The organism is Draconibacterium mangrovi (assembly GCF_010586825.1).
Classification (GTDB): domain Bacteria; phylum Bacteroidota; class Bacteroidia; order Bacteroidales; family Prolixibacteraceae; genus Draconibacterium; species Draconibacterium mangrovi.
Map to the genome: position 1 here is coordinate 44,779 of NZ_JAAAGB010000007.1, position 20,170 is coordinate 64,948.

Consider the following 20,170-nt stretch of genomic DNA (forward strand, 5'->3'; position numbering starts at 1 on the left):
AAATATCTGCAAAGGAAATCGGTCAGTTTTTTTAATGATTTATAAATATTCATAAAGATTCTTTATAAGCATATAAAAGGGCGAACATTAGTTCTCTTTCTTTTTAAAAAGTTTGCTGAACTTTTGAAGCAGCTCGTCGATCGAATTGTACTCCTCTTTGAACGACAAACCAATTCCTTGCGTATAGGGAGCTGTGTCGTAAATGAGGTTGTTGTTCGACCGGTTGTAAACCTTGAACAGAATTTTTCCGCTGCGCACCAGTTTTACACTCATTTCAAAGTCGCCAACAATTTGGCTACTATTGTTATTGCTTCCGTATTGGTTCGTATTATTTCCGATATTTCCGTTCAGGGTAACCCGATCGTTAAAAATTTGCGTGCTCAGAGCCAGCTCAATTTCATCGTTGGTAACCTGGTTTCCGGGGCGGTAATTAATACCAATATCCCAGTCTTCATCAATTTGCGAAAGCCAGTTACTCAGCTGGTTCGAGAATACTTCGCTGGCCGTGGTACCGATCATATTTGGGTTTTGGGCTTCAAAAGTACCACGCAGATATTCCGGAGTGTAGAATTTTCCAAGAACGATCAACGACAGAATCTGTTTGTTCATTTCCTCCTCGGTTTTAAAGAATTGTTGAAGTTCTTCTCGTAATCGTTCTTCAATGTTCGGGAAATTAATGTCGAAACCAATAGTTGGATTAATCAGTTCGTCCTGAAGATTAATCACACATTCTACTTGAACCCGGTTGGTTTGCGAGGTATTTTGGTAGTTCGGTAACAGATCGTACAACGAGGCTTTTAACTTGTAAATAGCTTGCAGATCGACAACAGCGTTATACGGATCGCCCGACCAAAGTATTGAACCGCCCGGTTCAATCGAAAAACGTTTGTTCATTACATTTTGCAGGGTAAACAAGTAATCGCCATCGGTTGGATTATAGTTTCCTGAAAGGCTCATATTGCCTTCATCGTCCATTTCAAAAAGCAAAATGCCTTCGCCTTTGGCGTGAATTACGTCGCCAATCTGCGAATTGTAAATTAGCTCAACTTCTGCATCGGGGGTGGTTTCAACGGTTATGCTTAAATTTAAACCTCCGTCATCGCGGTTTGTACTATTGGTGAAAAATGCCGATTCTTCCTTTTTTTCATCAGGTTTAACAAATTCCAAAAAGTCGTATTGTTTGACTTCACTCTGGCTTTCCATCGATATTTTGATGTCGGTACCGGGCAAAGTAGTTCCAAAGCAGGTTAGATTTACGCGTGTTGCCTGGCCTTCGATTTCAATACCCCCATTGGCCATTACCACACCGTAAAACTGTTCATTGTCTTTTTGAGTGGTATTTAATGCTTTTATTTTATTCGACTGAAAATTCAGGTTGTAGGTCATGTTCTGAAAGTTCTGCTGCGTAATTTCTCCGTCAAAAATGGCAGAGTTATTCTGGTCGTCGAAAACAGTGATATTATCAAAAATAATACTCCGATCTTTAAAATAAACTGAATCGGAAAAATGATAAGGAACCTGTGTCGCATCAATGGTTAAACCGGAGTTGGAGCCAAAAAGTGCGCCATTCAAAAGGATACCTTTTACATTTCCTCCAAGATTTACTTTCCCTGATGCTACGCCCTGAAATTTAGAAAAGTTCTCGCGCATAAAAGCCGACAAAATCAACAGCGAAGCGCTGTCGACTTCTATATCAAAATCTAAATCTCCTTGCGATGGAATGTAAGACCCGGCTGCGTGGAGGTTTGTTTTGTTATTCCTAATCACTTTTAACTCGGAGTCGATGGCCGAGCTGGCCTGGTTCCACTGGCTCGACAGCGAGATATTTCCCATGTATTCGTTTTTATACGAAAGACTGTCGATTCTTAAATCCGATAAAATAACAGGTTCGTCAAACAAACGCGAAAAACCAAAGTATCCGTTTACTTTTCCATCCAGATCAATCGTTTTTCCGAAATATTTATCAAGGTAAGTCAGGTCAATATTTTCCATTTCAAGCCGAACAAGGTCTGCTTTTCTGCTGGTTATACTGCCATCGATAGCGAATAGCTGATCGGCATGTTGAATTTTAAATCCTTCTACTTTTACTGACGAGGAATCGATGCTGGCATAAAACGGATTTACCGACCACAGTGTGTCGGCCACATAAATTTGCGATGGTTGACCGTAAATATCGATATGGCGCATTTGCGTGGAGTCGGAATAGGAAAATTTTGTTTGTGTTCGAATGGCACCACTGTAGGTCAGTTCATCGAAATTACTCCAGGATATTATATTTTCGAGTACATTATTCGTAATTTTACTGTCAACCGTAAAATTGTACAACAAAAGTCCATTTCGCTGGTACAATTCTCCAATTCTGAATTTGGAGTTTAAATGGCCATTCAATATGTTGTTTCCTATATATACATCGCGCGCCCAATTGTGATTGTATTTTATTCCCGGAATACTTCCGTTTAAACTAAGAACATTCCTTGGAGCGTTTATTTTTCCGTACAATAAAAACGGCCCTTCAAATTCCAGTCCAGGTAAAAATATTTTTACCAGCGGGTTAATTTCCTTCGCGTTAATGTTGTAGTCGAAGTTATTTGCGTTGGCTGTTGATGAATCGACCGAAATTTTTGCCGCCGGAACATAGTGATTTACCAACTGAAAGAAATTGTTTTTTAAGTTTTTAAAGTGGTAAGTGCCCAATATTTCAGCATCGAGAAAATCAGACTCGATACGAAGTTTGTTTTTCCCATCTTCCTGATTGGCACGAAACTCGATTCCTTCCAGGTTTAGCTCTCCATTTCGGTTACTGTAATACCCTTCTTTAACAGAGATTATCCCGTTAATATTGTCAATTCTATCGCCGGTAAAATTGGCTTCCATTTGAAAAGCCATATTTGTTGCCGGAAAGTTTTGCGTAAAATTCAGGTTGCCCGTGTAGGCATGTCGCAGATTCATATTAAAATCGAAACGCGGAATTTTGTTATTTAAATCAAGCTCTCCAATAAACGTAAAATCGAGGTTCGGGTCCTGGATTTCAAGCAACCCATCGAACATTTTTTCGCGTAAAACGCCATCAATCGACAGGTGTTGATAGTTGTAGTTGTTGTATTGAATACTGTCGATAGTACCTTTAAAAATGCCCGAAACAGCCTCGGTAGTTTTATTGAATTGTCCGTCGGCTGATCCTTGTAAAGTAATTGCTCCCAGTTGTTCCTGTTTAAAAAGTTCTCCCAATTGGAAGTTAACCGTTGAAAGATTTCCCCGATAATAAATTTGTCCTTCTTTTTCGGGCATAACTAAAATATCGGTGGTTAATGTGCCCATTTCACTTTCCAGCGTACCAAAGGTTACAAAATCGGACAGGAAGCCACTAAAATTACCTTTAAACCTTAGTTGGCCTGCCTCATAGAAACTCTCAGGAAAACGAATGTAACTATTTGGAACACTATTGGGGAGGCGAATACTGCTGATATCCTCAAAAGTTGTATTTGAATTTTTTAAATCGAGAAACAGATACATATTGGCCGGATCAAGCAGGTCGTTCACATAAAAGTCGAGTAGCGCATTGGTTTCGTTGGCTGTTTGCAGGTACAGATTTTTTCCTTTCAGGTCGTTCAGGCTACCGTATATAATTCCTGAAAGTTTAATTTTATCACGCATTCCTTTAAGCGAAGGAATCATAGCTCCAATTTCCTGCATCCCAATTTCAGAATCGGCAATTTGAATATCCATATCAAAACTGCGGTTCATCGAGTCGCTAACACTGTAAAATTGAAAACGCATGTTGGTGTTGGTAAGCGAAGAATGGTTACTTACCATGTTGAAATTTTCAACGGTGAGTACTTTTCCTACGTTTGTAATGTTGGCAGCAGCCTGCTTTAAATGTAAATTTGGGCCGGCGTCAACACTTAAATCTTCAATCCGGAATGCAATAGAATCGCGAAACGAATAAAAATTCGAGACCTTCAGATTTAAATTTCGGGTATCTAAAATTGGGTGGCTTTCGTTTTCATTTATTACATACCTTATTTGCATATCCTTAAAATTAAAGGCACGGCATGCAAAGGTCCATGCATTTAGGGTGTCCTTTTCAGGGTTGGCCCCAAATTCTTCTATCAGAAAACCAAAATTGAAAACGTCGGCAGTGTCTTTCGATACGTAAATCCGGTTATTTACAAAATCAAGATCTTTTAAAACAACTTGTTTGTGTTTAAACTTTAAGGTATCAACTCGTGCTTTAATTTGCTCGCTGTAAATCAGCGTATCACCATGCTGGTCTTCAATTAAAACATCTTTTAGTGTTAAGCGTTTAAAAAAGCCGATATCAACTTTGCCAATCGTAATGTTGGTATGTAAATCTTTCGAAAGATTTTTGGCTATTTTTCGAGTGATCTGCGTTTGTACCCAACTGTTTTGAATAAGCACAATACTGCCACCAAGCAGCAATATAAATGCTGCCAGGAATACAATGATTATTTTCCAGCCTTTTTTAATAGTTTTGCAAATTTAGAACGAACATAATCCATTTCAATCAATAACAATGAAAAGGATAGCGCGTTTTGTTAACTATTCATTTTTAATAAGTGCAAAGATATAAACCCAACAGCGTTTATCTTGTTTTAATAACGTAAAAAAGGGAAGTTTTTTATGGCTGAGAAAGGAATTATAATAATGGGTATTGAATCTTCGTGCGATGATACCTCGGCTGCTATCATCCGCGATGGAGAAATACTGTCGAATGTGGTGGCTTCACAGAAAGTGCATGAAGAGTATGGCGGGGTTGTACCCGAGCTGGCTTCGCGTGCACATCAGCAAAATATCATCCCGGTGGTTGACCTGGCAATGAAACGTGCAGGAATTGGTCGTGAAGAAATTTCGGCCGTGGCTTTTACGCGTGGACCGGGCTTGTTGGGATCGTTGCTGGTAGGTACTTCGTTTGCAAAAGGTTTTTCGCTGGCATCGAAAATTCCGCTGATAGAGGTGAACCATTTGCAGGGGCACGTGCTGGCTCTGTTTATCAAAGAAAATGGAGTAGAATTTAATCCGCCAAAATTTCCGTTTTTGTGTTTGTTGGTTTCCGGTGGTAATTCGCAAATTATTCTTGTTCGCGATTATCTGGATATGGAAGTGATTGGGCAAACCATTGATGATGCGGCCGGCGAAGCTTTTGATAAATGTGCAAAAGTTATGGGCTTGCCTTATCCCGGAGGTCCGCATGTCGATCGTTTGGCGAAAGAAGGTGATCCGCACCGCTTTGAATTTTCGCGTCCGCGCATTCCGGGGCTGGATTACAGTTTTAGTGGTTTAAAAACCAACTTTCTGTACTTTTTGCGCGACAACCTGAAACAGAATGAAAACTTTGTGGAAGAAAACCTGGCCGATCTTTGTGCGTCGTTGCAGCATACCATTATTGAGATTCTGCTTAGCAAATTGAAACGTGCTGCCCGTGAAACAGGAGTTAACGAAATTACTGTTGCCGGTGGTGTATCAGCTAATTCAGGGCTTCGCAATGCATTGCAGGACAATGCCAAAAAGCACCGCTGGAACCTGATTATTCCAAAGTTTGAATACACCATGGATAATGCTGCCATGATTGCCATTACCGGCTATTACAAATACCTGAACAAAGAATTTGCCGGGCAAGATGCTGTTCCGTTTGCTCGAACCCAATTGTAACGCTATCACAAAAGAAAATATCCGATTTTGAAATTTGAAAAAGAACTTGTTCATGGCCGGCTGATAAAACGTTATAAACGATTTTTGGCTGATATTGAATTGGATACCGGTGAAATTGTTGTGGCGCATTGCACCAATTCCGGGTCGATGAAAAGTTGCCTCGAAAATGGGGCAGAGGTTTACTTAACTCCGGTTGACGATCCGAAACGAAAAACAAAGTTTACCTGGGAAATGATTAAAATAAATGGCGACTGGGTAGGTATTAATACCGGCAACCCGAATAAGTTGGCATACGAAGCCCTTTTAAACGGAGAAATCCCGGGATTTGATGAATTTACAATTGTTAAACGAGAAGTAAAATTTGGCGATTCGCGTTTTGATGTTTATGCGGAGAATGATCAAGAGAAATGTTTTGTGGAGGTGAAAAACGTTTCGATGAAACTGAATGAATACGCTCTGTTTCCGGATGCCGTTACCACACGAGGGCAAAAGCATTTGAAAACATTAATCGATGTTAAGAATCAGGGAATGCGCGCTGTTATGCTTTATATTATTCAGCGCAGCGATGTGCAGCTATTTGCCCCTGCCAAAGAAATCGATCCGACGTATGCCCGCTTGTTAAAACAGGCTCACACGGCCGGTGTTGAGATTTTTCCGATGCAGGCAAAAGTATCGCCTTCGGAAATTACATTGAGCAAGAAACTACCTTTTGAGCTATAAAAAAGCCGGAATATTTAATTATCCCGGCTGTGAATAGTCATAATTCAATACTATTTTTTCTCTTTTTCTTCAATCGGAACCAAGTCGCCGTTATAGGAAATAAACTGACGATTGGTGCTGTTTACTTTTAAACTTGCCGATCCGGTTGCGCCAACCGAAAAAATAAATTCCACGTTGTCGTTTTTATTTTTTGCGTTAAACTTAACGGTATATCCACCCTTCTTTGCATCCTCAACACTATAGTCGGCAACAGGTGCTTCAAAAATCATTGGGGAGTCTGTCGATCCGTAATCAACAGAATAAGCGCGACCAAAGTAAGGAAGATATGAATCTACCTTGTCGTCTTTTAATACAACATTGTATGGAGTCGTTAATGTACGCGTTCTGCCGCCTGACGGAAGCATTTGTGTCGCATTAAATTGCCAGGCATTAGCTTCAATAAGTTTTTTTGTTTGTTCGGTAAGCATCGCCTCGCGCTGCGCTTTTTTCTCTTTTCTTGTGAGTTTTTTATCTTGCGCATTTAGTGCTACGATTGAAAAAATCAGAAAACTTAACAAAATTATCCTTTTCATACTATCATATTTTCCTTACAAAATACAAAAAGTATACCACAAAGTCAACCGATTATACGAAAGAAAAAAGGGATACAATTCATATCCCTTTTCGTGCAGTTTAACTAAATAAAATCATTTTATATGATTTCTGAAAAATTTCGCTTTAATGCTTATTCGATGCGAATTGAACACTGTATTTTTAGAAACAGTTGGCATCGAAAACAAAAGTTCTTTTCTTTGCAACGATTCTTTTTAACAGGTACAATTATTTCGGTTTATTCATTTTATACAAAAGTATGGCTTTTGTAAAAAATTAAAAAGAGTAAAACCGAATAATAAAAAATATAATTACTGATAAAAGTCATGCAAAACATAACTATTAGCGAGGAACTGGCCGAAAAAGTACCTGATGTGGTTTTGTCGTGCATTGAATGCGATGTGCAATTTCAGAATCTAAACAGCGAACTTTGGGACGAGATTCAATCGAAAATCGAAGAGCTAGACAAAAGTCTGCGTGTGGAAGAAATAAGCAAAATGCCAGCTGTTGCTGCATCGCGAAGAGCTTACAAAAAATGCGGGAAGGATCCTGCTCGCTACCGTTTGTCGGCTGAAGCGCTGCTTCGACGGGTTTTAAAGCGTGGCGAAATTTACCAGGTAAATAATGTGGTCGATCAGCTGAATTTGGTTTCCATTTCGAGCGGATTTTCAATTGGTGGTTATGATGCCGACAGGATTAGCGGAGCTGTTACCTTTGGTATAGGCAAAAAAGACGAACCGTATGAAGGAATTGGGCGGGGGGAACTGAATATTCAATTTATGCCGGTGTTCAGAGATGCAAAAGGTGCTTTTGGAACGCCCACAAGCGATTCGGTGAGGACTTGTGTTACAGAACAAACTAGGCGGTTCTTAATGATAATTATAGCCTACGAACCCACAGAAGATATTGAAATTGCCACAAACCAGGCTCAGGAACTATTAAAAAATTATGCCGGAGCCACTAACTTTGAATTAAAAACCATTCAAGTAATATAATGAAAGGATTTTGTAGATTTTTGCTCAAACTGATGGGCTGGACCGTTGTTGGAGAGCCGGCACCGGTAAATAAATGTATTATTATCGGAGTGCCACATACCAGCGCATGGGATTTTGTTATTTCGTGGTTGTTTTATACTTCGAAAGGTGCAGTTGCCAACATTCTTATAAAAAAGGAATTTTTCTTTTGGCCCATCGGATATTTTATTCGAAAAATGGGAGGTTTGCCCATCGATCGCTCAAAAGGAGCTAACGTAATTCGTCAAACCATTCAGCTAATCAATAAAAGAGAACGTATTCATTTGGCATTAACGCCTGAAGGTACGCGAAGTTTGAATAAACGCTGGAAAGCCGGCTTTTATATTATTTCTAAAGAAACCGGAATTCCCGTGTATTTGGGCTATTTTGATTGGGGACGAAAAGAAATTTCGGTTGGCGAGCCTTTTGAACTTTCAGACAGTGCTCAGGACGACATCAAACGCATGAAGGATTTTTACCGCGAAAAAGGAATTAAAGGAAAATTCCCGGAACTTTTTACAACAGACTATTAGCCAAATAAAGAAATAGTAGCTTTTCTATTCAATAAAAAGCTACTATTTTTTTCTGTTAATCAAAAGCAGAAATGCTGAGTTTTACCTGAACACTTTCAAAATCACTTTCTCTAAAACCTGCAAATACGCCTACATTGCCTGCAAAAAACAGGTTGTTCAAACTGTAACCAACTTCCCAGTAATTATTGTATTCGGGCGTGGTAAGGTAATTTAAATGAAGGCTTTCGCTCCAGGTTCTTTTATTGAAAATTGAAAGGTATCTTAGAAGCAGGTATTCCGACCTGTACTCCGTCATTACGTTTAAGTAACTTTTGTTAGTGCTTAAAGCATAGTCGTTTATCAGTTGAAAACGGTGCGTAAAAGGCCGCATCATTACCGGGATTTCAGCGGTGCTAAAATGTTTGTATTGCGAAAAATGCATTTGCTCATTCGAAAAATAGTGGCCGGCATTTATCTGCCAGTCAATACCTGAACTTGGCGAAATATTGGCCTGTTGATGAACAGTAAAATCAACCCGGCGAAATTCAGAATCGGAATCAATAAGATCAGGCACCCCCTGTTTGTAGGTCAGGTTGAATTCATAAAAATCATTTACAAACAGAAAGGGTGATTCTTCGAGCCACGGTTTGCGTTGCGATTTGCGGAAATTTAAACCAAGGCCGTAACTAAAACTTTTTTGTTCGGCAAGAGCGGGATTATCAGCCGTTAAGTTTCCGGGGATGTTTGGCTCAAAATCTTTATAATCCGAAAGCGGAAACGAAATGTTGTTTTCCAGCGGGTAAAAATGATCCATGTTGACAATGGCATAATACCTGAAATTCTTTTTAAAACGCTGAGAAAAACTCAGGTGCACAAATTCGCTCTCGTAAAACCGCGTATAGTTTTCGCCAAAAAACCAAGAACTTAAAGAGTTTACCACCGGGCTAATTCCCAGGACACCACTTTTAAAATCGCTGCTTTGTTTTCCTGCGTACAGGCTTATCTGGTTTCCTTTTGCCAGAAAATTTACAAACTGCGCGTTCAGACTGCCAAATAAGGCTTCGCGGTTAAACGCATACCCCAGTTGAGGTGTAAGATAAATTCGTTTTGTGGAATCCACCAAAAAGCGAATTCGAAATTCCTGGCGGTATTTATACCCGTCAACGGCGTTAAAATCAAAATTCACGGGCGAAAGCAGTCCATCGTAACTCACATGAATAGTCGAATCTTTCGATATATCATATGCTCCGGCCAATAGCCGGCTAAAAAAACGTTTGGTACTTTCATTATCCGAGACTGAATCGGTTGAAGCCGCTTTTTCCATCAGTTTTAACGAGTCGGCCATTTGGTAGCTTTCAATTTCGGCCTGCGTTAGGGGGATGCTCCTAACGGTATCCCAGGCGATAGCTGTTTGCAGCGAGTCTTTATTTTCCGAAATTTGGTAACTGCCGTAATCCGGCGCAACAATAGTTGAATCTTTGTATTGTTCTTTTAAAATTTTACGGTTCAGGCGGGCTACTTTTTTTACATCTGCATTGCTTAGTTCTTCTTTGGCATTCAGACTATTTAGTTCGCTAACCAGTTGTTCTTCTTTTTCCCCGGGTTCCCGCACATCTTGATCTGCAGTTGTTTGTGCAGCTATTTCAGTGCTTTCGTATTGAATGTTAGAATAGTTGTTTACGATGGAGTCGTACTTCACCGATGCACCATAATAAAAATTGCCCCGCAGTCCCAGCATGCCAAAATCGCCTGTAATATTGTGCGAAACCGGCAGCCAGTTTTCGTTGTCCAGATTTTCGAATTGTTGTTTTATGCGGTAGTTAAAAAACTCAAAGCTGGAACTAAAATCGAGGTTGTAAATGCACCAAAGCCGGTCTACAATATAAATAAAACCTTCAACCAGTTCATCGCTTTTTCGTTTGGGGGTAACGCGTATTTTAAACACATCATAATCGCCAGACGTGATAAATCCTTCGTAAACAAAATTATAATGTTTTAGCGCCAGTACCGAAAGCGGAGAAACCACTTCGTTGGGACGCTCATCGTAAAAACTGGCTGTCATCAGGCCCATTACCGGCGGCTCGTCAAAACCTGTAATCGAACTTTTTTTACTTATCACCTGCTGGTTATACTGGTTGGGATAATCGTAGGTAATCCGGTTTTGCGACTCCATAACATAGGTTACATTCTCCTTAAAGTAATCCTTGAATTTCCGGCCGTCTTCCACTTCCTGCTTTTTAATCAGGTTCGGAATATTGCTAAAGGCAAAATTTGCTTTGATGTAAAGATCTGCACCATAATGTTTTATATTCTGGCGGTAATAAGGTGCTTTGGCAATGGCTTTCCGCATAATAAAATAGGCAGGGTCTTCATCTCCGGGAAACACTTTTATCTCGGCGAGCTCAAAATTCTGAGTTTGCAAGGTAATTGGGAGAAACAAACTATCTGTTTGCAGACTAATTGTTTTCTCCAGCTTTTCGTAGCCCATTGATCGCACAGTAAGGTGAAAAGTGCCGGTTGGTAAATTAAAACTAAAATCTCCGTTGGTGTTTGATGTGGTGCCTTGCCGCGATTCGGAAATATAAATAGTTGCATAGGGCACAGGTTGTTTTTGTTCATCCAGAATTCGTCCGGAGAGCACCTGACTGTTGGCAAAAAAGTGGGTGAAAATTACTAATAAGGTTAAACAAAGCGACAGTTTTCTGCCGGTTAATAGATTGAATTTTTGGGTATACATGGTTTAATTCTGTTTTCATGTGCAAGAAAATGAAAAAAACGATAGCGTAGAAATATTTATTGTTAAAAAGTATTATTGCTATAATCCCAAATCATCACTGATCGAGCGCATTGCATTAACTGCCAGATCGGCAAACTCAGGTAACGGAATACCAATTTTCTCACACTCCAGAATGTTCTCGCGTTTTACCGATGCTGCAAAGGCTTTTTGTTTCATTCGTTTGGTTACCGATTTTGTTTTTACGCTGTTTAGTTTTTTATCCGGATAAACCAAAGTTGTAGCTGTAATTAAACCGGTAATTGTTTCGCCGGCTGCCAGTGCATGCTGAAATTCGGTGCAGCGGTCTTTCCCGGTTGCCACCTCGTTGTGCATAACAATGGCGTCGAGCATTTCATCGGTAACTTTTCCTTTTAACAGCTTTTCTGCGTAGGGGCCATGTGTATGCGGATCGGCGTTTGTAATTTCCACGTCAATATCATGCAACAAGCCTGCGATGCCCCATTCATCTTCATTTCTTTCCAGGTGCTTCGCTATTGCACGCATTACTACTTCCGATGCCAGGCTGTGTTTTAGCATGTTTTCTGCCTGCACATACGATTTTAGCATTTCAAGCGCTTCGTCTCTCGTAATCATATTCAGAATAATAATGTTCGCCGCATTAAAAATAGTGATAAATTCGCCGTTGCAATATATTTAAGCCGGCTTATGCATTCGTAGGTTGTATTGAGAGCAAAAATGCCATAAAACAAGTACTTGTAAATTAAGTGCTTTGTTTTGAAGCCGTTTTTGTTTGTAATAAAATTTCGTGGTGTATATTCGGGGTTAAAACAACTAAACTTAATATCATGATTGAAATTGAGCGGAAATTTCTTGTTGATACTAATTTATGGTGCCCAAAGGATTCGGGAAATCCAATTGTTCAGGGCTACCTGTCAACCGATAAGGAACGGGTGGTGCGGGTACGCATAAAAGGAGATAAAGCTTGGTTGACGATTAAAGGCAAAACACAAGGAATTTCACGTATTGAAATGGAATATGAAGTTCCGGTAAAAGAAGCGGAAATTTTAATGCAATTGTGCCATGATTATCCTGTTCGGAAGAAGCGCTTCGTGGAGGAGATACATGGAATGACATGGGAAATTGATGTATTTGAAGATATGAATGCGGGTCTTGTTTTGGCAGAGGTTGAACTGAGTAATGAGAATGAAGAAATTGAGCTGCCAAACTGGGTAACTCATGAGGTGAGTACCGATCATCGGTATTTTAATGCCTGGTTGTCGGAGCATCCTTATTCAACATGGTAAAATACTAAGGTTTTGATGTTGAGTAAATTAAAAGAAAGGTGTTAATTGTTTAGGTATTTATAATAAAGGACAACATAACAATGGTATTATTTTTGCGTTTAATCCGAAAGCTAAAAACAGTGTATATGTTCTCAGGGAAAGGGAAAGTTTTTTTATTTATTCTATTATTTACCGGCTTCTCAAAACTTTTATTCGCGCAAAACTCTGTAACTGAAGAGGAACTTTTGCACAAAAATATTGAGGTTTTAAGAAGCTATTTTATTGAAAATAATAACTGGCACGTTGTTAAGAAAGAAGTGGGTAGCGATGTTGATGCTCTTCTGCATTTTATCGAAGATGAATCCCTTGACGAGGTTATTAAAAACCTGAACGACACGCTGCGCGTTAACGGGAATTACGTTATGCGTTTGCCCGAAAATGTTGAGGACAGTCTTAATGTTCCTGGGTTTGTACCGTATGCCAATCAGCAAAAGGAGGTTCAGAATATTGAATCGAAATACAGGGAAAGTGTAAAGCCTGAAGATATAACCGTGCCACCAGCAATAATTCGCGAAGCTGAAAACGAAGTACGGCAGGTGCCAAAAGGTGAGGGGATGAGACTTTTTGCCGATTCGGTATATACCTTTCCTGACGATCTTTATATCCCGGAAGTGATTCCTGACTCGATTTTAAATTCGCCCGACATGTTTAATGAGCTTATCCGTCGCGACAGTCTTCGGAGGGATTACATCGAAGAAAAACGAGTATTTTATAACGACTCGGTTAAAGCCGACTACATAAGCAGAATAGTTAGTGTTTACCGTGCCGAGAAATACAATGAAAACCTGCAGTACCGCATAAAACGCTATAAAGACGAGGTAAAACTGAATAACTACTACGTTTTAAAATCTTACAACGACGAAGTAGTGGCCCAGGTAAACGATTCAATAAAAGCGGTTTTGAACGTGTTGATGAATTATGCCGACCGTATTGATACCACACGCTTGTCGTTAATTAACTTATATGGCGAAAAAGAGGATATTTTATTGCAGAACGGTGCCGAACGTTATTCGCGCATCTGGTTAAAAAACGAGCAGAATGATTCGCTGGCCGTTATGGTAAAAAATACCGACAAACGTACAGTGCAAATGTTGATCGACGATGGCGTTACTTTTTCGCGCTTTAAAGAAAAGCAAACCAAAGATTTTGATTTCGAAAGCCTGAAACCCAATAACAATAAATTTAAAAGTGTAGGGAAAAGTTACGAGCTTGAAACCCCCTGGAATATTGGTGGCGATGGAAGTATAGGACTTACCCAAACTTATCTTGACAATTGGAAAAAAGGGGGTAAAAGCTCACTGGCTACGTTAATGGTGTTAAAGGGTTTTGCGAATTATTCGCGCAAAGACGGCAAAGTAAAATGGGAAAACTCGGCAGAATTCAGGAACGGTTGGATCAGGCCAGGTGGCGATGAATCGGAGTTGCAAAAGAATGATGATAAGTTTGAACTCACATCGCGTTACGGATTAAGTGCCTTTAAAAAATGGTACTATAGTGCCGAGCTTAACTTTAACACTCAAATGTTTAGAGGGTACAAATATCCGAAAGCAGATAATCCGGAAGTGCTTTCCGCATTTCTATCGCCATCGACCACCTATTTGAAAATTGGTTTAGACTACAAACCCAATAAAAAATTGTCGCTGTTTTTGTCGCCGTTAACCATGAAAAATGTTTATGTACGCGACACGGCATTGGTTGATCAAACAAACTTTAGTATCGACGAGGGACGAAAAGCTTTTTGGGAGCCCGGTTTAAATGCCGATCTGAGCTACAAAACAAAAATAACCGACGACATTTCGTATGAAACAAAATACAAGATGTTCATCAACTATAAAGATCCCTTTCAGAAATTCGACTTGAACTGGGAAAACAACTTTAAAATGCAGTTAAACTCGTACATCGATATGCGTTTAATGTTCCACTTTATTTACGACGACGACGTTAAGTTCCCTATTTACGATGCAGACGGCAACAAAACTGGTGAGGAAGCGAAACTGCAGATAAAAGAGTTTTTTACCATCGGGTTCACATATAAAATCAACAAGAAAGTGATGCGCACGCACCGAATTCGCTAAGGATTGCTTATTGAGATTTTTTGTTCATACAATAAATCATTTAAGAAAAGAAAAAGTTACTTTTGATAAAAAGACAAGCTCATGAAAGATTTAAAACGCTACTATACATTAAACGCCGACCCGAAAGACGTTTACAATGCCTTAACCAACGAAAATATGCTCGAAATATGGACAGGTGAAACCGCAGTTATGCCACTGGAGCCAAACACCGAATTTTCGTTGTGGGGTGGAAGTATTTCGGGTGTTAATGTGGAATTTGAGCAAGATAAAAAGATTGTTCAAAAGTGGTTTTTTGGTGAAGAGGAAGAAGATTCGCTGGTGACAATAAAATTACATCCGCACAAAAAAGGAACAAGCATTGAGTTACGTCACACCAATATTCCCGACGATGCTTTTGACAACATCTCAGAAGGCTGGGATGAAGATTATTTTGGAGCACTTAACGAACTGTTTATATAGTCAGAAAGCAGCTACCTATTCACCTGGTGCGTTCGTTTTACTTCAGTTCCTCCTGCAAAAGGTCTCTTACTTCAAGGAAGTTACGTTCAAGTTTTAGCATATTTTCAATAAAGAAATTGTAGATATCGGGCCATTGGTTCTGACGGTGAAAATCAACACCTTCCATTCGAGTGAAGATCCGGCACACTTCGGCGCCGCTGTCTTCGCGCTCATGGAAAAATTCCCACTGCAAACCATTTTCAAAACCGTCTTCAATCACCGGCTTGTATCTTTCCAGAAATTCGTAGGCTTTCAATCTTTTGTTTTCACTTTTGTTGCCCAGTTCGAGAATTACCATCGCATCTTCGCGGCTAACATCAAAACGTAGCGCCACACCTTTGATTTTTGTTTTATGAAGCACCCATTTCCGTTTCCTGTATTTTAAATCAGGATGTACACTACAGCGTTTGTCAAACTGTTGCCAGAAATCAATTTTCAATTGTCGCAATTCCTCTTTTGAATACATGCGCCAAAGGTAAACTAAATTTAATTTTTACATTTAACATTCGTAAAACACGCTATATATGATTCACAAAATTCTTCTATTATTAAAGTTGTTATTGATTGCCGGTTTTTCAATGGCTCAGTATGTTGAAGTACAGGCAAATTACAATTCGGTTGGCGATTGTATTTTTACGGCGTCCAACAATGCAAAAGTGCCTATGTTTCTGCATATTAACTTTGCCGACCTGGAGAACACTACGTTTAACGAACCGTTGCCCTATATAAAGAAAGTTGAGCCGGGTTTTAACAGCCTTTTTACACTACAACGCGATTTGGATGCCGATATCCCCCGGTTTAATTATGATATTGAAACTTTCCGATCGAATCCTACAGTTGATGTAGATCTTGATTTTCCTTATTTAATTCCGTTAAAACAAGGTAAAAGCGTATTGGTTTTCGATGTAAAAAGTATTGATGGTTTTTGGGGAAATGAAACACCTGATTCGTGGTTTGCCACAGGTATTAAAGCCGCACCGGGGGACGCTGTTTTTGCAAGCAGAAACGGTATTGTTGCCGAAGTTGTTGGAGATTCAAGAACCGGAGATTCGCACTTTTGGTATCATACCTGGACAAAAAGTATCACGTTGTTACAGCCCGACGGAACTTTAATATGTTATCATGGCGTTCAGTACAATCCCGAACAACTTGTAGTAGGACAAAAAATATATGCCGGGCAAAAAATAGGGGAGTTAGCGAATAAAAACGGAGAGTTGGTTGTGCTCATTTTTCACGATTCATTATTTACCAAAACGTTATCGTTTGTTATTCCTCAGTTTGTGATAACCAATAATGGCGATGCGGAAATCCTGAATGCTCTAAAACCTTATATCGTATTTCATCCTGATGCGATTAGAGGATTGGAGATGACAAACCGGGAAAAAAGAAAGAATCTGAATTAACTGCAAGTTTTTTATTCGTACCAAATAAATCTGAAAAAAATAGAGACGATTTGAACCTACGCTTAACATTAGCTGTTAAAATGCTTTATGGTTTATATAAATGTTAAAAAATGTTAATTAATATTTATTTGAAAAGCGTTTACAACTTAAATATATGACAAAAGTCACTTTGAGATATTTCTCATTCTGTATATTTGTCAAGAGTATAAAATGATAACACTTCGAATTAGAACTAGTTAAGTTAAGTCATTAGCCTTAAACAGCATATTAAAAGCAAATTTTACATGAATTATTGTGGGGTGTAAATATTTGTTAATTGATGTTTTTTTTATCTAATTTGTCGGTGAGTATTAAAAGTGAGTGAGTTATTTACTAATATTTAAATTTTTATTCTATGAAAAAAATTGCGCTAATGCTATTAGGCATTGCCTTGTTTGGCGTGCTTGTTGCTGAAGCACAGGTTAAAAGTATCACCGGTACTGTAACAAGTTCCGAAGATGATATGGGTATACCAGGTGTTTCAGTAAGTGTTAAAGGTACCACAATTGGTACAGTTACTAATCTTGATGGAGAGTATCAGCTGGAAGTTCCGTCTGATGCGGCAATACTGGTCTTCTCGTTTGTAGGTATGAAAACGCAGGAGATTGAGATCCGCGGATCAGAGGTAAATGCTGTAATGGAAGCAGATTTAGTTGGTATTGATGAAGTTGTGGTAACAGCAATGGGGGTTTCAAGGCAGAAAAAATCCATTGGTTACGCTTCTACTTCGGTAGGAGGAGATGAAATTAGTGAAGCTAAAGTAGTAAACCCAATGAATGCTTTACAAGGTAAAGTTGCAGGGGTAGACATTTCTTCAGCTCCCGGACCAGGTGCTACTCAGAATGTTATTATCAGGGGGGCTTCTTCATTTGGTAGTAACCAGCCTTTATATGTTATCGATGGAGTACCGATTACAAACTCTCAGGTAACCACGGGTAGTGCTCTTAATAATAACGTTGACTTTGGTTCAGGTTTAAATGCTGTTAACCCTGATGATATTCAGAATATGACAGTTTTGAAAGGAGCTGCTGCAACTGCGTTATATGGTTCACGTGCTGCTAATGGAGTTATTTTAATAACTACTAAATCAGGGACCAATACTGATGGACAGATGAAAATTAGCTATGACGGTTCTGTTTCGATGTTAAGAGTAGGACGTATTCCTGAAAGACAAGATGAGTTTGGTCAAGGATGGAGTGGACATCATGCTTTAGATGAAAACGGTAACTGGGGACCTAGATACGATGGAAGTGACCGTGTATGGGGTTATGTTATCGACAATAGTCAACAGATTAAACCATATTCTTTTGTTGAATCAAGAATTCGTGATTTTTATGATTTTGGATTGAGCCATAAAAATTCTGTTTCAGCCTCAGGAGGTAATGAGAATACCACCTATTTTATGTCATTCTCGCACAACGATGTGGATGGTGTTATGCCTGAGGATGTTGATACCTACAAACGATCAACTCTTTCAACTAAAGGAAGTCATAAATGGGGAAAGATTAACCTTACATCTTCAGTGAATTACAGTAATGAAAAAACGAAGGCCGTTCCATCAGGTCAGGGAAGTTCTGTATTCAGAAGTCTTTGGGAAATACCGGAGGATTACTCCATTGTTGACTTAAAAGATTACAAAAGTAAGTTTAATAACTTAAACAATTATTTTACGCCTTATGGTGTTAATCCATATTTCTCATTGTTTGAAAATGGATCAGAGCAAGTACGCCACAAAGTGTATGGTAAAGTTCAGGCAGACATTAATATTACCAATGAGCTGTTATTGACTTACCGTTTTGGAGCCGACCTTGAAAGTACGAATACCGAAGCCTGGCAGGCTAAAATTGATATTCCTACGGACGCACCAAGTTACAACGATCAAAAAAATCAGCCGGGTAATTATAGTGTAAATAAGCGTACCCGTTACGAAACAAACCATGATGCTTTCCTGAATTACACCAAAGATTTATCTGAAAAATTAAACTTGAATGCACTGGTTGGTATTAACTTTAACCAACGTGGATACACCCGTGTTGGTGGCGAAGTTCTGGCATTGGATGTTCCTGGGTACTATAATCTAACTAACGGATTGGCAGACCCAATTGCATCTCAATACAAAATGGAGAGAAGATTGTTTGGTGCCTTTGGAAATGTTGAATTAGGTTACAACGATTATTTGTATGTAACGCTTACTGCACGTAACGACTGGTCATCAACATTACCAGCAGGCGAAAATAGTTACTTCTACCCTGGTGCAACAGCAAGTTTGGTGCTTTCTGAGATGGCCAAGAAAATGGATATGGAATTAGGAGTTATCGACTTTGCCAAAGCAAGGGTAGCCTATGGTTGGACAGGTAACGACGCTGCCCCATATGTAATTTATCCTGTATTTGAAAAAGGTTATGTTGGCAACCCCGGATACCCTAATGTTGATGACCTGGAATTACCATTAAACAGCATTAACTCCTGGATGATCAGTAATCAGTTGGGAAGTCCGAATCTAGCACCTGAGATTACAAAAGAGTTTGAGGTTGGTTTGGAAATGAATTTCTTTAAGAACAGAATTGGTTTTGATTTCTCTTACTATAACAGACTTACTGATGGTTTGATTAGTAATCAGCCACTTGATCCAACTTCAGGATATACTTCTATTGTAAGCAACATCGGAGATGTTCGTAACAAAGGTATCGAAGCTCTGTTCTTTGTTTCTCCTGTTCGTACCGAAGATTTTGAATGGAAGATGAGTTTTAACTATTCGAAAAACAAAAACAAAGTTGAAACGCTTGCCGAAGGAGAAATCTTCCTTGGTGGATTTGGCGGTGCAGGTATTGTTGCAATTGAAGGAAAAGAAATGGGACTGTTCAAAACTCAGGTTACACAAACAGTTACTATTGATGGCGTAGAGCACATTGTTGTGGATGGTAACGGAATGCCGGTTGCAACTGCCGACGAAGTAGTACTGGAAGATAAAAGTGTGAATGAGAAATTCAGAGCAGGTTTTACCAATGACTTTAGTTATAAAAACTGGTCGTTGGCAGCTACATTTGATCTTCGTTACGGTGGATACATTTATTCTTACCAGAAAGATTATATGGGTTGGACAGGTAGTGGTCCTGAAACTGTTTATAACAACCGTCAACCATTTGTTATTCCAAACTCGGTTAGGTTGGTAAACGGCGAATATGTTGAAAATGATATACCTGTCGCTTCAACCGATTTACATACATTTTATAGTGCAGGAGGTTTCGAGCAAACCGATAATTTCTTTATCGATCGTTCGTATCTGAAATTAAGAGATATTGTTCTTGCTTATGAGTTGCCGGCAGGTTTCGCCAAGCGCTTAGGAGTGGCTAAAATAAGAGCATCTGTTGTTGCCAGCAATATTTTGTTGTGGACACCGAAAGAGAATCAATATATCGATCCGGAAACCACAACATTTGGTAACGATATTTCTGCGAAATTTGGTGAATTTGGAGCCAACCCAACCAACCAAAGTTATACCTTCGGTTTATCTATAATGTTTTAATATCGAAAACGAAATTATTATGAAATTCAAAAAAATTATATAT

14 protein-coding genes are annotated in these 20,170 nt (G+C 39.2%); 9 read left to right on the forward strand and 5 right to left on the reverse strand.

Features of this window, described 5'->3' with window-relative positions:
* Positions 1–87: 87 nt before the first annotated feature.
* A complete protein-coding gene (locus G4420_RS16725) occupies positions 88–4,419 on the reverse strand; it encodes a translocation/assembly module TamB domain-containing protein (protein WP_163325084.1) in 4,332 nt (1,443 codons plus the stop codon).
* Positions 4,420–4,641: 222 nt separating this feature from the next.
* Between G4420_RS16725 and tsaD the strand changes: the two genes are divergently transcribed.
* Together tsaD and sfsA are read left to right on the forward strand one after the other, a co-directional pair.
* On the forward strand, positions 4,642–5,670 hold the full coding sequence (tsaD, locus tag G4420_RS16730; RefSeq protein WP_163325085.1) for a tRNA (adenosine(37)-N6)-threonylcarbamoyltransferase complex transferase subunit TsaD: 1,029 nt from the start codon (positions 4,642–4,644) through the stop codon (positions 5,668–5,670).
* A gap of 27 nt (positions 5,671–5,697) precedes the next feature.
* On the forward strand, positions 5,698–6,390 hold the full coding sequence (gene sfsA / locus G4420_RS16735; RefSeq protein ID WP_163325086.1) for a DNA/RNA nuclease SfsA: 693 nt from the start codon (positions 5,698–5,700) through the stop codon (positions 6,388–6,390).
* A gap of 50 nt (positions 6,391–6,440) precedes the next feature.
* On the opposite strand, the gene G4420_RS16740 is transcribed toward sfsA, so the two are convergent.
* Complete coding sequence (locus tag G4420_RS16740) at positions 6,441–6,962, reverse strand: DUF4251 domain-containing protein (protein WP_163325087.1); 522 nt, start codon at positions 6,960–6,962, stop codon at positions 6,441–6,443.
* A gap of 345 nt (positions 6,963–7,307) precedes the next feature.
* Between G4420_RS16740 and G4420_RS16745 the strand changes: the two genes are divergently transcribed.
* Entirely contained in the window at positions 7,308–7,976 is a 669-nt protein-coding gene (locus G4420_RS16745; RefSeq protein WP_163325088.1) for a B3/B4 domain-containing protein, read from the forward strand.
* Positions 7,976–8,527, forward strand: a complete 552-nt coding sequence (locus G4420_RS16750; protein WP_163325089.1) for a 1-acyl-sn-glycerol-3-phosphate acyltransferase — start codon at positions 7,976–7,978, stop codon at positions 8,525–8,527. Before G4420_RS16745 ends, G4420_RS16750 begins: the two co-directional genes overlap by 1 nt.
* Positions 8,528–8,582: 55 nt before the next feature.
* Here G4420_RS16750 and G4420_RS16755 read toward each other — a convergent pair whose 3' ends face one another.
* Together G4420_RS16755 and G4420_RS16760 are read right to left on the reverse strand one after the other, a co-directional pair.
* Positions 8,583–11,243 carry a DUF5686 and carboxypeptidase regulatory-like domain-containing protein gene (locus G4420_RS16755; RefSeq protein ID WP_163325090.1) on the reverse strand — a complete coding sequence of 887 codons (2,661 nt, stop codon included), beginning with the start codon at positions 11,241–11,243 and terminating at the stop codon, positions 8,583–8,585.
* Between the two features lie 78 nt (positions 11,244–11,321).
* Positions 11,322–11,936, reverse strand: a complete 615-nt coding sequence (locus G4420_RS16760; protein ID WP_394351211.1) for an HDOD domain-containing protein — start codon at positions 11,934–11,936, stop codon at positions 11,322–11,324.
* Between the two features lie 152 nt (positions 11,937–12,088).
* On the opposite strand from G4420_RS16760, the gene G4420_RS16765 reads away from it, so the two are divergent.
* The 3 genes from G4420_RS16765 to G4420_RS16775 all read left to right on the forward strand — a co-directional run bounded on the left by G4420_RS16765 (position 12,089) and on the right by G4420_RS16775 (position 15,120).
* Positions 12,089–12,547, forward strand: a complete 459-nt coding sequence (locus G4420_RS16765; RefSeq protein WP_204273722.1) for a CYTH domain-containing protein — start codon at positions 12,089–12,091, stop codon at positions 12,545–12,547.
* Between the two features lie 125 nt (positions 12,548–12,672).
* Entirely contained in the window at positions 12,673–14,661 is a 1,989-nt protein-coding gene (locus G4420_RS16770; RefSeq protein WP_163325092.1) for a DUF3078 domain-containing protein, read from the forward strand.
* A gap of 81 nt (positions 14,662–14,742) precedes the next feature.
* The gene (locus tag G4420_RS16775; protein ID WP_163325093.1) at positions 14,743–15,120 is read left to right on the forward strand and encodes an SRPBCC domain-containing protein; all 378 of its coding nucleotides are present in this window, start codon (positions 14,743–14,745) and stop codon (positions 15,118–15,120) included.
* Between the two features lie 37 nt (positions 15,121–15,157).
* Here G4420_RS16775 and G4420_RS16780 read toward each other — a convergent pair whose 3' ends face one another.
* Positions 15,158–15,625, reverse strand: coding sequence for a DUF4268 domain-containing protein (locus G4420_RS16780; protein WP_163325094.1), 468 nt, complete (start codon positions 15,623–15,625; stop codon positions 15,158–15,160).
* Between the two features lie 58 nt (positions 15,626–15,683).
* Between G4420_RS16780 and G4420_RS16785 the strand changes: the two genes are divergently transcribed.
* Both G4420_RS16785 and G4420_RS16790 read left to right on the forward strand, forming a co-directional pair.
* The gene (locus G4420_RS16785; protein WP_163325095.1) at positions 15,684–16,562 is read left to right on the forward strand and encodes a M23 family metallopeptidase; all 879 of its coding nucleotides are present in this window, start codon (positions 15,684–15,686) and stop codon (positions 16,560–16,562) included.
* A gap of 394 nt (positions 16,563–16,956) precedes the next feature.
* The gene (locus G4420_RS16790; RefSeq protein WP_163325096.1) at positions 16,957–20,127 is read left to right on the forward strand and encodes a SusC/RagA family TonB-linked outer membrane protein; all 3,171 of its coding nucleotides are present in this window, start codon (positions 16,957–16,959) and stop codon (positions 20,125–20,127) included.
* Positions 20,128–20,170: the final 43 nt, after the last annotated feature.

Bases quoted from the DNA above. Each gene is read 5' to 3' on its own strand.
- tsaD (WP_163325085.1), top strand. From the start codon at position 4,642: ATGGCTGAGAAAGGAATTATAATAATGGGTATTGAATCTTCGTGCGAT.
- G4420_RS16740 (WP_163325087.1), bottom strand. From the start codon at position 6,962: ATGAAAAGGATAATTTTGTTAAGTTTTCTGATTTTTTCAATCGTAGCA.
- G4420_RS16745 (WP_163325088.1), top strand. From the start codon at position 7,308: ATGCAAAACATAACTATTAGCGAGGAACTGGCCGAAAAAGTACCTGAT.
- G4420_RS16750 (WP_163325089.1), top strand. From the start codon at position 7,976: ATGAAAGGATTTTGTAGATTTTTGCTCAAACTGATGGGCTGGACCGTT.
- G4420_RS16755 (WP_163325090.1), bottom strand. From the start codon at position 11,243: ATGTATACCCAAAAATTCAATCTATTAACCGGCAGAAAACTGTCGCTT.
- G4420_RS16765 (WP_204273722.1), top strand. From the start codon at position 12,089: ATGATTGAAATTGAGCGGAAATTTCTTGTTGATACTAATTTATGGTGC.
- G4420_RS16770 (WP_163325092.1), top strand. From the start codon at position 12,673: ATGTTCTCAGGGAAAGGGAAAGTTTTTTTATTTATTCTATTATTTACC.
- G4420_RS16775 (WP_163325093.1), top strand. From the start codon at position 14,743: ATGAAAGATTTAAAACGCTACTATACATTAAACGCCGACCCGAAAGAC.
- G4420_RS16780 (WP_163325094.1), bottom strand. From the start codon at position 15,625: ATGTATTCAAAAGAGGAATTGCGACAATTGAAAATTGATTTCTGGCAA.
- G4420_RS16785 (WP_163325095.1), top strand. From the start codon at position 15,684: ATGATTCACAAAATTCTTCTATTATTAAAGTTGTTATTGATTGCCGGT.
- G4420_RS16790 (WP_163325096.1), top strand. From the start codon at position 16,957: ATGAAAAAAATTGCGCTAATGCTATTAGGCATTGCCTTGTTTGGCGTG.